This is a genomic window from bacterium, assembly GCA_030019025.1.
Taxonomy (GTDB): Bacteria; Hydrothermota; Hydrothermia; order UBA1063; family UBA1063; genus UBA1063.
In genome coordinates this window covers 15,209-28,972 of record JASEFR010000006.1, presented here as the reverse complement: position 1 = coordinate 28,972, position 13,764 = coordinate 15,209, and the positions used below count along the sequence as shown (strand labels likewise).

The following is a 13,764-nucleotide window of genomic DNA, read 5'->3' as shown; positions in this document are numbered from 1 at the left end:
AACTACCAATGCAAAACCTCGCGTTTGCCGTTATTCCACACCAAAATAACAGAATCTGCAAAGACGTTCTCCAACTTGAATGAACCAGCGTACTCTCCCTCTCGAAGTATGAATTTCTCATCTTCAGAAGACTTTAAAAATGCATACCCTTGATCTCCAAATTGTAATACTCCGCACAAAGCCAGCTTCTTTTCAGCAACTTGGGGTTTTTTCACCGTCACACCAATATCGCTCTCCTTCCGAAGTTCTGCCCTCTTAACTTTCGTTGTTGCAAATATTTCTCTTATATTCAAGGATTTACCGAACTTGATTACTTGTTCTTTTTGCGTAATCAGAAGTAACAAAATCAATAGGAGAGACGATGTTATGAGCAGAGGCCTTAAGGACAGTTTCTTTTTGCGAAAGTCGAATCTTAATATCATAGGGTGACTCCGAGAGCAAGTGAGTAGAGTGTTTGTTTTACCTCTTCAGGAGTCATAATACTAAAACCAGCAAAGGGATTTAAAATCTCAACATCAACATCCTCAGCAATTTCCTTCAATTCCATGGTCAACTCCTTAGTGTAATCACCTGAGACAACGGCAAGGGTAAGCCCCTCTTCGAAAAAGGTCTTAACCAACTCACTCACTATATTGGAATAGCTTTCCATCTCAGCAGAAGAAACCAACCTAATTGTTCCTTCCTTGCACACTGCGTAATAAAAACAACTTTTCCCAAAGTAGATAGCAAGAAAATCCTTGTACCTCGAAGAGAAATTGAGAGTATACAAAAGATCGTGAAAGACGAAAGGAGAAAAATCAATTCTTTTAATTCGGGAAATTTTTAAGCTTTCAATTAAATTCATCGCCGATTCATAGGTTTCTCTTTCTACCGCTCCAATGAAAGTGAGATTCTTATTACCAATTTTAAAGACTTTCTTTCTAATCTCAAAAGAAACGCCAAATTCCTCCTCAACCACTCGCTGATTCACTCTATTCTCGTAAAACTTACCAACGACCCTGGGAGCCGAGAACGATATGTAGATATCTTCGCCTTTTAATTTACCTAAATCTTTAACGCTCCCTTCAAGAAATTCAAGAATACGCCCCCTTTCTCGCCTGATAAATCGGAAGGTCTCAAAATCAAGATCTATCCCTATCAATTACCTTCTCCACCTCCGCTGGGCTCTGAACTTGCCTCTTCCACTTTTTCCTCTTCCTTCTTTACTTCCAGAAGGTCCAGATCATCTTTTTTCTTAACGATTACAAGATACGAAAGCAATGTTCCAACATTAAGCGAGTTCAGAAGCTGAGCAATGACAAGTAAAACCATCACATAGAGTCCTATGCCGAAGAAAAACCCTACCAGATTAACAAGACCCCCCTCCGCAGGAAGTGCAGATGGGATGCTCAGAATCTTCTGAACCCCAAGAAACTTGAGATAGGAATAAAGCGACCCAAATAGTGGTGTAGTTGTGAAAAAGTAAAGAGCACTCTCTTCAATGGCTTTAAACTTGGAACCCATAAGCCAGGATGCCGAAAGCACTTTGTCCATTATCCAGACCGCCCTTCCCAGAGCCCAAGCAAATAAGGAAGAGGTAAAAACAGCCAGAATTATCACATAAAGCTGATAAAGAACAAACCGAAATGGTTGCTCGTTTAATGTTGAAAAGACCTCAAACAAGGTATCAAAGGTATCCGATTCCTGAAGGGAAACGACTGAAACGGAAAGTATTAGTGAAATAATAAAAGCGAAGAAGAGATAAACAAGGAAAAAACACATTACAACAGCGGGGATAGCACCAATTAAAATGATAATCTCACCGAGATAGGGTATTTTCCCTAAAAGGCCGAGGACAACACCACAGAGAAGGATAAATAGGATTACGAATAATATACTTAAAGGAGTGGTGATAACTGGCCATCCCTTTTTCCTCGCATAACTTACGGCATCTTTTACCTCGTAAAATTCATCCCCTCTTAACTGTTCAACGGTAATTTTAGCTACAGCAACAGCATAAATATAAGTGAACACCAAAAGCCCTGCAATGCCTATTATCAAAAGAATCCAGCTCCAAAGGGATAATGGTTCTCCAACCGGTATTGGGACAAACTTCCAGTAATACCATATCTCTTTAATAGAATAACCGGACACAATTAGCGCTAAATAAGAAAATACCGAATAGATAAGTATTCCCAGAATTAGACCTTGCAGTTGGGTCCACAGTTTCTTGAAACTGAAACTGTACTTTATGCTATTCCATACATCTTTGTAGCTATAACTTAAATTGACTCTCATCAAACTCCTCCTGTTAATAAAAATATTTTAAGCCTTTTTGTAAAATCTATCCAGAAAATAAGAAACCACTTTATTAACCACAAATAATGTAGAAACCGCTACCAGCAATCCTTTTAAAAACCCAAAGGAAGTGAAAAAACTAACCAAAATCCCGGCTACCAAAACACCGAGAGAGATCGAGGAAAAGGCAAACCATTTATTCATTGACAAAAGGTAAGCAATTAACGCCCCAGTCCAAGCTCCCGTTCCAGGTAAGGGGATAGCAACGAAAAGAAAAAGGCCAAGAAACTCATACTTTTCAATGTATCCCTTATGTTTATTTGCCTTTGCCAAAATTTTATCCATTAATTTACTTAAAAAAGCAAATTTCCTAAAATGTTCTTCTGCAAAGCCTATCAGAAATACAAGGGGCACGGTAATTAAAACGTTTCCGACTACGGAAAGAGTGAAAGCCTTATAAAGAGGGAAATTATACTGAAAAACGGCAAGTGGAATTGCACCTCTTAGCTCCACTATAGGAAGCATTGACACAACAAATACCAGCAACTCCTTACTTGTAATAAAATTTGACATGTAAGATATTATTTTTTCAGTCATTTTTTAAAAACCTCACCATAATGTCATTCTGGAAACTTAACCGCTCAAAGAGCTTAAAATCTTTAATCGCCTCATCTATTGCTAAGGAAATGCCACCAAAGGGCTTCAATCCACTTCCAAGAATCAGATTTGAATAGAAAATAACCAACTCTTGAACAAGCCCAAGCTTTAAGAGTTCTCCCATGAGAAAACTCCCTCCCTCACAGAGAATAGATTGAATTCCTCTCTTTCCAAGAGCAACAAGAGCCTCCCTCAGATCAATGGCACCGTTTTCTAATACACCAACTTCAACGAGTTCTATGTTTGCCCTTAAATCTGATGGAACTCGCCATTCTGAATTCTTCACAGTCAGGACATAAACCATCCCCTCAGAATCAAAAATCTGGTAATCAAAATTCTTGAAGGGTTTCCTTGCGACAACAACCTTTGCAGGTACTCTGGGGGAATATATAAGTCGTGGCAGAAGAGAAGGATTGTCTTTTTCAATGGTGCCTTTCCCGACCATTATGGCATCAACATCTCCCCTTAACTTATGTACATACTTTCTGGAATCTTCACCGGTAATCCATTTTGAATTTCCGCTATTGTCTGCAATGAATCCATCCATACTCAAAGCCATCTTTCCAATTACGTATGGAAAGCCAGTCTTCATGTAATGAAAGAAAAATCGGTTGAGAAAATACCCTTCTTCTTCAAGAACCCCTGTGAGGACCTCTATACCCTTGCTCCTCAAATATTCGACTCCTTTTCCGCTAACGAGCGGATTGGGATCAATATTGGAGATCACCACTCTTTTAATCCCTGACTGAGCAACCACTGGTGCACAAGGTGGCGTAGAACCGTGATGAACACAAGGTTCCAGATTGATGTATAGGGTGGAACCTTCCAAATGTCCTACCGCATCTTCTATCGCCCTTATCTCAGCATGCTTGTCGCCTTTTTTCTTGTGATATCCGATACCGACGATCCTACCTTCTTTAACAATCACAGCGCCCACCATCGGATTAGGAGAAGTAAAACCCTCTCCCAGCTTTGCCAGTTCAAAGACCTTTCTCATATAGAAAATATCGTCAGGCATATACTTAAATTATAAAGGTTAGCCCATAGTCGGGCCCATTTTTGGGTAAGGTGATTTATAATTTAACCATGGGAGAAGTCAAAACTCCAGAGGAGGTACTACTCTTCAGTGGTATCATTTCCCAAGAGGAAAACATTGCGAAGCTTGGAGAGATACTGAACCCCATAGGTGAAATTGATTTCGTATCTGAAGTGTTACCCTTCGACAATTTTACTGATTATTACGCTGAGGAAATGGGCAAAGGACTTTTAAGATGCTGGGTCTTATTTAAGGGAATTAAGCCCTTAGAGGACCTTCACAAAGTAAAACTACTCTCCAATGAAATAGAAAACAGATTCTCAGTCTCCGGAAAGCGAACGATCAACATTGACCCCGGTTATATAACCCTCTCCAATGTGGTCCTTTTTACCACTAAAAACTACTCCCACAGGATTTACATATCTGATGGGATTTACGCAGAAGTAACCCTGGTATTCTCAAAGAAGGAAGGTTTTAAAGAGCTCCCCTGGACTTATCCAGATTATAAAACCCAAGCTGCAAAAGATTTCTTCAAAAAAGCCCGCGAGAAGCTTAAACTCTACCGAATTTACTAATTTCTGAATTTTTCAACTTCTGATGGATGGAAAGATTTTTCAATCCGGTAGCTAAAGTTTTCCCCTGAGGGCAATTTAATAAAAAATTCAACATTTTCCTTCTCGTCACAATACCTCGCTACAATTCCGAGGATGGTACTTAATGATTCTAAATCTAAATCTTGGCTTTCAAAAACCGCTACTGGACCTTTGGTACTTATGGGCTCAAAAATAGCCAACTTACCTGAAGCTATTCTCAAAATCTGTTGATTTTCTTTCTCGTTTCTACCTATTACCAATCTTCTGCCGTTTACAAAGAAATGCCTTCCCAACTTAATTAGGGCCACGTGAAATTGGTCCAGCTCATTTCTAAGCAAAACCTTTCTAAGGCGTTCTGAAAAACTTGGTACTGTTAACAAACATCCTCCTGCAGGTTGCTGAAATTCTGTCAATCCCAATTCCCTCGCCAGTTCAAGTTGTTCTTTTCTCCCTCTTCCCTTTATAGCCATAAGCCATTCTCTTTTTATAATTCCATCCAGCTCAGGCTTTGTAGGAGGTAACAATTTCCCCGAGAGTGGCCTTACGACGAGCCCTTCAACCCCCGCTTCTCTTTCAATGTGTAGTAAAGTATTCAGCATTTGCGACATCGACCTCTGCCCCAAAACTTCACCAGTTATGATAAAATTAGCACCGTATATACCCAGCAACTCCTTAGTCTTTCTTAGAAACAAGATTTTACAATCGACACAGGGGTTCAGGTTTTTACCATAACCATGCAGGGGATTTTTTACAATCTCAAAATATTCCTCAACAATTTCATAAACATCAACATCAATTCCAACTTTACTGTAATAAGCCCTCTTAGATTCTGAAACTCTTCTCAGGTCCACCTCAGAGGAAGAGAAGGGAGTGACGAAAACAATCCCCTTGACTTCAACTCCATGCTTTTGCATTATTAATGCTGAAAGTGTGGAATCAAGTCCCCCTGATAAAAGTGCCAAAGCTTTTACTTTGTTCTCAGCCATCAATTATACCCCCACCTACGACCATATCTCCCCGGTAAAACACCGCAACCTGTCCAGGAGTAATTGCAAAAAGCTTATCACTAAGAATAACCTTATAAGTACCATCGGATAAAGGAAAGAGGGTGCACTCAGCCATTTTACCCCTATATCTCACTCTCACTTCTAACCGCTCTCCCTCTACTACTTCTTCCAAAAAATTCATATCTTTAACGGAAAAACTGTTGTCGTACAATCTTTCAAAGGGAGCAACAACAACAAGATTTCTTTCAGGAAGGATTTCTTTTACATAAAACCTTTTGCCCATTGCTACTCCAATTCCTCTTCTTTGACCAATGGTAAAGAAATAATAGCCGTCGTGCTTTCCCAGAACATTGCCATTTTCGTCAACTATCAAGCCTTCTTTCTTTTCAAAGCCCTTTTTTAGAAGAAATACCCTATAATCCTTCCCCACAAAACAAACATCCTGACTCTCTTCTTTGTCATGAACTTCAAGCCCAAACTTTTTTGCCTTTTCTCTCACCTCATCCTTTGACATCTCACCAAGGGGAAGGATCAATTTCTCAAGATGTGCTTTTTCAATCAAAGCAAGATAATATTCCTGCGATTTGTTTTCCCACAGAGCCTTTCTCAAATGAACTTCTCCATTTTCTCGCGTTATCCTCGCATAATGACCTGTAGCAACAAAATCACACCCAAACCCTTTAGCAATCTTTATTCCCAAGCTCAATTTAACCTTCTTATTGCAAAGGGCACAAGGATTGGGAGTACGCCCTTTTTTGTATTCATCCAAGAAATATTGGATAATTTCTTTTTTAAAGTAATCAGAAACATCAAACACCTCGTGCCTTATGCCGATCTCTCTCGCCATCTTTTTAGCATCCTCAATATCTTGAACCCTCCCACACCTGGTATTAAAATTGAAAGTGACACCTATTACTTCATATCCCTGTTCCTTTAAAGTCAGAGCTGCAACAGTAGAATCAACTCCTCCACTCATCAAAGCTACAACTCTGGGAACCATTAAAATGCACCAGTCTTACTTGATCTCTTCAAAAACTATTCCAATAGCTCCTTTTTCAAGCATCTCAATAATCGCTCTTTCCGAATCTTCTGGCTGTACATTCACACCCTTCACCGCGTCAAGAAGCAAAAATACACAAAATCCAAATCTTAATGCATCAAGAACAGTAGCCTTTACACAGTAATCCGTTGCGAGTCCACCAATAAAAAGCCGGGTTATTCCTCTTCCCCTTAAAAGTTTCTCCAGGCCAGTCCCATCAAACCCAGAATAAGCCTCTTTCTCAGGTTCTGTCGCCTTAGATACTATTATTGCATCCTGGGGCAATTTCAAATCAGGGTGAAATTCAGCCCCCTTAGTATTCTGAACACAGTGTTTAGGCCATATGCCGCCCTGCTCCACGAAGGAAATGTGGCTTTCAGGATGCCAATCCCTTGTGGCTACTATCAACGATCTACCCGATGAAAAACGCTCTATATACGCATTCAAAACCGGGACAATCTTATCTCCATCAGGAACAGCCAGAGCACCCCCAGGACAGAAATCATTTTGCAAGTCAACGATAATCAATGCATCTTTTTCTCTTAACTTAATCTTCATTGCGAACCTCCCATTCTTTAAATAGTTCCAAGTTATAGTTTTTTGTATCATAACCCAAATGTTCGTAAGCCAGAGGGGTTGCTACTCTACCCCTCGTAGTTCTTTTCAGAAAACCTTCCCTTAAAAGGAAGGGTTCATAAACCTCTTCAATAGTGCCAGGGTCTTCCGAAACCGCATGGGAAAGAGTTTTTATCCCGACTGGTCCACCATTAAATTTCTCTATAATTGTTTTCAAAATCTTCTTGTCCATTTCATCGAGGCCTTTTTCGTCCACATCTAAATTGTTCAAAGCATAGATCGCAATCTCTTTATCTATAATCCCGTTAGATTTTACTTCTGCGTAATCCCTTACCCTTCTAAGAAGGCGGTTGGCGACCCTCGGAGTTCCCCTTGCCCTTCTTGCAATCTCCAACGCGCCTTCATCGCTAACCTCCACTTTCAACAATTTAGCCGATCGAAGAATTATTTTATAAAGTTCCTGAACGCTGTAATAATCAAGTCTGAAAGACATTCCAAAACGCGATATTAAGGGAGACGTTAACAATCCAACCCTGGTTGTTGCACCAATTAATGTAAATGGAGCGATATCTATTCTCACAGATTCTGCTTTGGGGCCCTTATCGAGAACTATATCAATTTTAAAGTCTTCCATCGCCGAATAAAGGTACTCTTCAACCGCTCGGGGAAGTCTGTGTATCTCATCGATAAAAAGCACATCCCTTTCCTTAAGAGAGGTTAAGATTCCGACAAGGTCAATAGGCCTTTCAATAATAGGGCCTGATGTGGTTTTAATGTTAACTCCCATCTCATTTGCAATAATATAAGCCAGAGTTGTTTTACCAAGACCGGGCGGGCCGAGAAGCAACACATGATCCAACTGCTCATTTCGCAAATTTGCAGCCTTTACGAAAATTTTCAAATTTTCTTTAATTTTTTCCTGCCCTATAAACTCTTCAAAAGAAAGAGGCCTCAGAGTTTTATCCAGTTCTCTGTCTTCGTCAAAAACCCCTTTAGGATCAGTTATTCTCACCGCCACCTCCCAATGCAGCTTTTATAAGCTCTTCAAGGTTAACAGGTTTTCCGATACTCTTTATTGCTTTATCTACCAAACTTGTAGCGTCCTGTTCCCTCAATCCGAGGGACATAAGGGCAGAGATCGCTTTTGACCTTACCGACTCTTCAACTTTTCTTTCTCCAGTTTTAATAGTAATCCCTTGGGCCTCAAAGATTATACGTTCAGCTCTCTTAGTTCCAACACCTTTTATTTGCGATAATCTATTAACATCACCCTTTTCCAAACAGTCTTTCAACTCCTCTACACTCAATGCCGACATTATTCGGAAAACCAGATTTGGTCCAATGCCTTGCAATTTGATGAGATAACTAAAAATCTCGCGCTCCTCAGAAGTTTTGAAACCATACAAGACAACACTCTCCTCAAAAACCACCATGCTGACGTAAATAAAATTAACAGCTCCAACTATCAGCTCTTCCGCAAAGGAGGGAGCAACAAGAATATCAAAGACAAGGCCATTAACGTTGAGAAAAACATGCACATCCCTTTTCTCAACTACTTTACCTTCTAAGGCGTAAAGCATTTTTTAGACTCCTCAAATAAGCAATACACACCCCAACGGCATCAAATTCATGTTCTGTCAAGTCTTTATTAAGCTTCACCAGATTCTTAACCATATAGGCAACCTGCTTCTTCCTTGCTCTTCCCTGCCCAGTAAGGCTAACCTTTACTTTGGTTGGGGAAATTTCTGCAACTTCAATTCCCCTCTGTGCAACCGCAAGAAGAAAGGTCCCCCTCACTGCACCAAGTGTAAGGGCTGTTTTTACATTCCTATAATAGATAGTGCTCTCTATCACAACCACATCAGGGTTCCAATCTTCAAGCACCTTACTGATTCCTTCGTAAATAACATTCAGACGCTCACCCAAGCCTCCTGCCTCGGTATAAAGAGTTTCAGAAAACTTAATGTTATAATTGTGGTCAATGATGGCAACGCCACTTGCCTTCAATCCGGGGTCAATTCCTAAAACCAACATCCAATCAAGATTTCGCTGCTATAGTCTGGAGCACATCTTCAGGTATATCAAAGTTCGCAAAAACCTTTTGAACATCGTCATTCTCCTCAAGGGCATCCATTAATTTCAGAATTTTTTCTGCGGTTTTTTCATCCTCAATTTTTACTGTGGATTGTGGAAGCATAGTAATATCGGCTTCAGAAATCTCTATACCCCTTTCTTTAAATGCATTCTTAACCCATTCAAAATCCTTAGGATCACAGTAGATAGCAAAGGAATCTCCTTCTTCTTTTACATCTTCTGCCCCTGCTTCCAGTGCAATTTCCAAGATTGCATCTTCAGAAACTTTATCCTTATCAACGTAAATTATCCCCTTCTCCGTAAACTGCCATGCAACACTTCCCGGTACCCCAAGATGACCACCGTGTTTGGAGAAAATATGCCTGATTTCTCCACTGGTTCTATTCTTGTTATCGGTAAGCACTTTCACTATGAAGGCAACACCTTCTGGACCATACCCTTCAAATACAGTCTCTACGTACTCAACTCCTTCAAGCTCTCCAGTACCTCTTTTAATAGCTCTTTCTATGTTTTCCCACGGCATATTTATTTCCTTAGCTTTTTCAATTGCAATACGAAGACGTGGATTATTTTCTGGGTTACCACCTCCAAGCTTCGCAGCAACCGTAATTTCCCTGATTATTTTCGTAAAAATTTTTCCACGCTGAGCATCAACCTTTGCTTTTTTATGTTTAATTTGAGCCCATTTGGAATGACCAGCCATATTTTCACCTCCATTTTAAAACTGCATTTGGTTAAGTATAAGTTAAAAACATCCTTTTTTCAACAAAAAGGTTAAAAACAAAAAGTTCAAAACAGCAGGGTTAAGAAAAACTAAAATTGGACTTTTGCGAGTTTTGATTTTAAAAATTAAAATTATCTTATGTATCAGACACCACTTCTTACCCAGTACAGAACCTTGAAAGAGAAAAACAAGGACACTTTGTTAGCCTTTAGAATTGGCGACTTTTATGAGTTTCTTTACGATGATGCACATGTAGCTTCAAAGGTATTAGGCATAACCCTTACATCCAAACCTCTTTATAAAAACCACAGGGCACCCCTTGCAGGCATTCCCGCAAAGGCAGCCTGGCAATATTTCGAAAAATTAGTAAAAAACGGCTATAAGGTTGCAATCTGTGAACAACTCGGCGAAGGTAAAAAATTGATGGAACGAGAAGTTGTTGAAATATTGACTCCAGGAACTTTTTATCATCCAGATTTTAGCGATGAAACTGAACACATATTTATTGGCTCTTTGACACTTTTGAAGGGGAAGGGGGCTATTGCCATAGCGGATATAGGTACAGGAGAAATCTTTGTAGAAGGAGGCACTCTGGAAGAGCTAATGAACCGTATAGAAACTTACAACATTCAGGAAATCCTGGTGGAAGATGATCTTTACTTTGAGCTGAAGGACAGATATGCACTTAATTACACAAGAATTGCATCAACGCTTCTATCCAGAGATTCAATTGTAGAAAAAATCTGCAAATTCTTCGGCGTTCCAGACATAAAGATTATAAATTTGCACGATGACCTGCCTGAGCTTCGTGCAATATTCAATCTAATAAACTATTTGGAAGAGAAAAAACCTGGAATGCTTAGTCACCTAAGAACCATCAAGCGAATTGACACCGATAAAATTCTAAAAATTGATGCTAAAACAGCAAAACATCTCGAGCTATTAGAAAAACCCTATGGAGCGCAAGACGATACCCTTTATTACCACCTAAAGGAGACAATAACTCCCCAAGGAAGTCGATACTTAAAAGAAACTATTTTGACTCCACCAAGGGATGCAAATTTAATTAATGAAAGACTATGCAAAGTTGAGTTCTTCTTAACAAACCAAGAAAAACATAAAAAGGTCCGAGAGCAATTAAAAAAAATTTCCGATTTGGAAAGAATCATCTCCAGATTTTCCACTCAAAAATTTCACATTAGAGACTTCTTAAGACTTCTTGAAAGTATTAAAGCCTTCAAAGAAATTGAGAATTTACTTAAAGGCGAGGAATTGTTTGCCTTCCCTTTAACATCAGAAAATTTTGAACTTTTGATGAGAAAGATTGAGTCTACCATTGAAGAGGATCCACCTGCTACCCCTCCGGGGTGGGTAAGAAGTGGTGTGAACAAGGAACTTGACGAATTGAAATTTCTCTTAACGCATTCCAAAGAAAAACTTCTGGAAATGGAGATAAGAGAAAGAGAACGAACAGGAATTCCAAACCTGAGAATTGGCTACAACCAAGTTTTTGGTTTTTACTATGAGGTAACAAAATCACACCTTGATAAGGTTCCCCCGTATTTCATCAGAAAACAAACTCTTCAAAATGCCGAGAGGTTCTATACTGAAGAGCTTAAAGAACTTGAAGAAAAGCTCCTATCGGCAGAAGAGAAAACCGTCTCCATTGAAAAAGAAATTGTTGAAAACCTCAGAAATTCTGTCTTAAATTTTTCAAAGGAAATTGTGGCTTTAACTGAATTTGTAAAAGAACTGGATTTAATTCAGGCTTTTGCAGAGGTTTCAAGAACATACAAATACACCAAACCCGTTTTTACAACGAGCACCAAGTTGCTTATAAAAGAAGGAAGACATCCGGTAGTGGAAAAAAACCTGAAATCTGCCTTTATTCCTAATGACACAGTGTTGGATACGGAAAGCAATATACTCTACATTATCACGGGTCCAAATATGTCAGGAAAATCAACCTATCTAAGGCAAGTAGCCATCATAATGATAATGGCCCATATGGGATGCTTCGTCCCTGCCTCTTATGCTGAAATCCCTCTTACCGACAGAATATTTGCAAGAATTGGGGCATCCGACGATATTACAAAAGGGGTTTCAACCTTTATGGCCGAAATGCTTGAAACTGCTGAGATAATGAGAAACGCAACCTCCAATTCAATGCTTATTCTTGATGAAATTGGTCGTGGCACCTCAACCACCGATGGCATTGCAATAGCTTGGGCATGTGTTGAATATATCGTTGAAAAAATTAAAGCAAAAACCCTCTTCGCAACTCATTACCATGAACTTTCAGAGATTTCGCGAATACATCCAGAGGTAAAAAACTATCACATGAAAGTGGCGGAGTGGGAAGGAAATGTAGTTTTTCTGCGAAAACTTGTAGAGGGAGTCGCAAATAAAAGTTATGGAATTCATGTTGCTGCCCTTTCTGGACTTCCAGAAGAAGTTATCGAGCGAGCAAGAGAAATAGCAAGCCAGTTGGAAAGAAAGGAAAGCGAGCTTATAAAGAGAATAAGGTCCAACATTAAACAGCTCAACCTCTTTGAAAGAGAAGAGGTAACAAAAAACCAATGTAAAATCTGCGAAATGTTATCGACTATCGATGTTGATGGAATAAGTCCGAGAGAAGCTTTAAACTTACTTTACAAACTTAAGGAGGAATTGAATAAATGTTCCGGTTCCTAAAAGGGTTAATAAGTTTTTTGAAAAATGAGATCGCTATTGACCTTGGAACTTCCAGCACGCTGATTTACGTAAAGGGGAAAGGTGTAGTTCTGGATGAACCTTCAGTGGTTTCAATGGACCTTTATACTGGTAAAATTATTTCCTGTGGAATTGAAGCCAAAAAAATGCTTGGAAAAACACCAGAAACGGTTGTGGCAAAACGCCCTATGAAGGATGGTGTAATTGCAGATTTTGATATGGTTCAAGAAATGATCATATACTTCCTAAACAAGGTATTGGAAAAGAATATCTTAATCAGACCAGTGGTTTTAATCTCTGTACCTTCAGGAATTACTGATGTCGAAAGGCGCGCAGTGAGAGACGCAGCGCTACTTGCTGGTGTTCAAAAGGTTCACATGGTATCTGAACCTGTTGCAGCTGCAGTAGGTTTGGGACTCCCTATAGAAGAACCAGTGGGAAATATGGTAATAGATATAGGTGCTGGCACCACGGAGATTGCGGTAATTTCTCTTTCTGGAATCGTGGTAAATAAATCCATAAGAACTGCCGGAGATGAAATGGATGAAGCAATAGCAACATATATAAAGGAAAAATATAGAATTGCAATTGGAGAACAAACAGCAGAAGAAATAAAGATTAAACTTGGAAATGCTTTCCCTACATATCCAGAGGAGAAAATGGAAGTAAGGGGGAGAGACCTCATAAGCGGTACGCCTAAAACCATAGAAATCTCAAGCTCCGAGGTCAGAAACGCTCTAAGAACTGCTCTTAACGAAATCGTCTTTGCATTAAAGAAAGCCCTGGAACAGACACCTCCAGAACTGGTCGCTGATATAATAGACAGAGGAATTTACCTCACAGGGGGTGGATCTTTGCTTAAAGGACTCCCAGATCTTCTTATGGAAGAAACGAATATCCTCATGAAAGTTTCAGAAAATCCAAGACATTGTGTGGTGTTGGGAGCAGGGAAAATATTGGAAAACATAGACAAATACCAGCAAGTGTTAACTGCTTCTTCTAAAACAATGGTTAAAAGAGCGGATTTTATCGATTGAATGGAGAAAAAA

15 protein-coding genes are annotated in these 13,764 nt (G+C 39.5%); 3 read left to right on the top strand and 12 right to left on the bottom strand.

The genetic code is table 11. The annotated features are described in order from the left end of the window. Positions 1-2 precede the first annotated feature (2 nt). The 5 genes from QMD82_02515 to ribD are packed head-to-tail and all read right to left on the bottom strand — an operon-like array spanning position 3 to position 3,952. On the bottom strand, positions 3-422 hold the full coding sequence (locus tag QMD82_02515) for a hypothetical protein (protein ID MDI6850792.1): 420 nt from the start codon (positions 420-422) through the stop codon (positions 3-5). Continuing rightward, positions 419-1,141, bottom strand: coding sequence for a hypothetical protein (locus tag QMD82_02510; GenBank protein MDI6850791.1), 723 nt, complete (start codon positions 1,139-1,141; stop codon positions 419-421). The genes QMD82_02515 and QMD82_02510 overlap by 4 nt, the downstream gene beginning before the upstream one ends. Continuing rightward, positions 1,138-2,277: a hypothetical protein gene (locus QMD82_02505; protein ID MDI6850790.1), complete on the bottom strand. Its 1,140-nt coding sequence runs from the start codon at positions 2,275-2,277 to the stop codon at positions 1,138-1,140. Before QMD82_02505 ends, QMD82_02510 begins: the two co-directional genes overlap by 4 nt. Before the next feature lie 27 nt (positions 2,278-2,304). Then, entirely contained in the window at positions 2,305-2,874 is a 570-nt protein-coding gene (locus QMD82_02500; protein ID MDI6850789.1) for a small multi-drug export protein, read from the bottom strand. Continuing rightward, a complete protein-coding gene (gene ribD, locus QMD82_02495; protein MDI6850788.1) occupies positions 2,867-3,952 on the bottom strand; it encodes a bifunctional diaminohydroxyphosphoribosylaminopyrimidine deaminase/5-amino-6-(5-phosphoribosylamino)uracil reductase RibD in 1,086 nt (361 codons plus the stop codon). Before ribD ends, QMD82_02500 begins: the two co-directional genes overlap by 8 nt. 68 nt (positions 3,953-4,020) lie before the next feature. Here ribD and QMD82_02490 point away from each other — a divergent pair, with 68 nt between their 5' ends. Then, entirely contained in the window at positions 4,021-4,545 is a 525-nt protein-coding gene (locus tag QMD82_02490) for a DUF4416 family protein (GenBank protein MDI6850787.1), read from the top strand. Here QMD82_02490 and QMD82_02485 read toward each other — a convergent pair. From QMD82_02485 to QMD82_02455, 7 genes are read right to left on the bottom strand one after another with little or no spacing between them, the layout of a single operon-like run. Continuing rightward, positions 4,542-5,549, bottom strand: coding sequence for a tRNA 4-thiouridine(8) synthase ThiI (locus QMD82_02485; protein ID MDI6850786.1), 1,008 nt, complete (start codon positions 5,547-5,549; stop codon positions 4,542-4,544). The genes QMD82_02490 and QMD82_02485 overlap by 4 nt on opposite strands. Continuing rightward, positions 5,542-6,570, bottom strand: a complete 1,029-nt coding sequence (gene mnmA, locus QMD82_02480; protein MDI6850785.1) for a tRNA 2-thiouridine(34) synthase MnmA — start codon at positions 6,568-6,570, stop codon at positions 5,542-5,544. Before mnmA ends, QMD82_02485 begins: the two co-directional genes overlap by 8 nt. Positions 6,571-6,585: 15 nt before the next feature. Further along, the gene (gene pncA, locus QMD82_02475) at positions 6,586-7,167 is read right to left on the bottom strand and encodes a bifunctional nicotinamidase/pyrazinamidase (GenBank protein MDI6850784.1); all 582 of its coding nucleotides are present in this window, start codon (positions 7,165-7,167) and stop codon (positions 6,586-6,588) included. Further along, complete coding sequence (gene ruvB / locus QMD82_02470) at positions 7,157-8,197, bottom strand: Holliday junction branch migration DNA helicase RuvB (GenBank protein ID MDI6850783.1); 1,041 nt, start codon at positions 8,195-8,197, stop codon at positions 7,157-7,159. The genes pncA and ruvB overlap by 11 nt, the downstream gene beginning before the upstream one ends. After that, positions 8,184-8,765 carry a Holliday junction branch migration protein RuvA gene (gene ruvA, locus QMD82_02465; GenBank protein MDI6850782.1) on the bottom strand — a complete coding sequence of 194 codons (582 nt, stop codon included), beginning with the start codon at positions 8,763-8,765 and terminating at the stop codon, positions 8,184-8,186. Before ruvA ends, ruvB begins: the two co-directional genes overlap by 14 nt. Further along, the gene (locus QMD82_02460; GenBank protein ID MDI6850781.1) at positions 8,743-9,219 is read right to left on the bottom strand and encodes a crossover junction endodeoxyribonuclease RuvC; all 477 of its coding nucleotides are present in this window, start codon (positions 9,217-9,219) and stop codon (positions 8,743-8,745) included. Before QMD82_02460 ends, ruvA begins: the two co-directional genes overlap by 23 nt. A gap of 4 nt (positions 9,220-9,223) precedes the next feature. Beyond that, positions 9,224-9,982, bottom strand: coding sequence for a YebC/PmpR family DNA-binding transcriptional regulator (locus tag QMD82_02455; protein ID MDI6850780.1), 759 nt, complete (start codon positions 9,980-9,982; stop codon positions 9,224-9,226). A 159-nt stretch (positions 9,983-10,141) separates the two neighbouring features. On the opposite strand from QMD82_02455, the gene mutS reads away from it, so the two are divergent. Together mutS and QMD82_02445 are read left to right on the top strand one after the other, a co-directional pair. Next, positions 10,142-12,697 carry a DNA mismatch repair protein MutS gene (gene mutS, locus QMD82_02450; protein ID MDI6850779.1) on the top strand — a complete coding sequence of 852 codons (2,556 nt, stop codon included), beginning with the start codon at positions 10,142-10,144 and terminating at the stop codon, positions 12,695-12,697. Continuing rightward, a complete protein-coding gene (locus QMD82_02445; GenBank protein MDI6850778.1) occupies positions 12,682-13,752 on the top strand; it encodes a rod shape-determining protein in 1,071 nt (356 codons plus the stop codon). The genes mutS and QMD82_02445 overlap by 16 nt, the downstream gene beginning before the upstream one ends. Positions 13,753-13,764: the final 12 nt, after the last annotated feature.

What these genes read in the sequence shown, in the direction of transcription:
- QMD82_02515 (MDI6850792.1), bottom strand. Translation starts at nt 422, where the DNA reads ATGATATTAAGATTCGACTTTCGCAAAAAGAAACTGTCCTTAAGGCCT.
- QMD82_02505 (MDI6850790.1), bottom strand. Translation starts at nt 2,277, where the DNA reads ATGAGAGTCAATTTAAGTTATAGCTACAAAGATGTATGGAATAGCATA.
- QMD82_02500 (MDI6850789.1), bottom strand. Translation starts at nt 2,874, where the DNA reads ATGACTGAAAAAATAATATCTTACATGTCAAATTTTATTACAAGTAAG.
- ribD (MDI6850788.1), bottom strand. Translation starts at nt 3,952, where the DNA reads ATGCCTGACGATATTTTCTATATGAGAAAGGTCTTTGAACTGGCAAAG.
- QMD82_02490 (MDI6850787.1), top strand. Translation starts at nt 4,021, where the DNA reads ATGGGAGAAGTCAAAACTCCAGAGGAGGTACTACTCTTCAGTGGTATC.
- QMD82_02485 (MDI6850786.1), bottom strand. Translation starts at nt 5,549, where the DNA reads ATGGCTGAGAACAAAGTAAAAGCTTTGGCACTTTTATCAGGGGGACTT.
- mnmA (MDI6850785.1), bottom strand. Translation starts at nt 6,570, where the DNA reads ATGGTTCCCAGAGTTGTAGCTTTGATGAGTGGAGGAGTTGATTCTACT.
- pncA (MDI6850784.1), bottom strand. Translation starts at nt 7,167, where the DNA reads ATGAAGATTAAGTTAAGAGAAAAAGATGCATTGATTATCGTTGACTTG.
- ruvA (MDI6850782.1), bottom strand. Translation starts at nt 8,765, where the DNA reads ATGCTTTACGCCTTAGAAGGTAAAGTAGTTGAGAAAAGGGATGTGCAT.
- QMD82_02460 (MDI6850781.1), bottom strand. Translation starts at nt 9,219, where the DNA reads ATGTTGGTTTTAGGAATTGACCCCGGATTGAAGGCAAGTGGCGTTGCC.
- QMD82_02455 (MDI6850780.1), bottom strand. Translation starts at nt 9,982, where the DNA reads ATGGCTGGTCATTCCAAATGGGCTCAAATTAAACATAAAAAAGCAAAG.
- mutS (MDI6850779.1), top strand. Translation starts at nt 10,142, where the DNA reads ATGTATCAGACACCACTTCTTACCCAGTACAGAACCTTGAAAGAGAAA.
- QMD82_02445 (MDI6850778.1), top strand. Translation starts at nt 12,682, where the DNA reads ATGTTCCGGTTCCTAAAAGGGTTAATAAGTTTTTTGAAAAATGAGATC.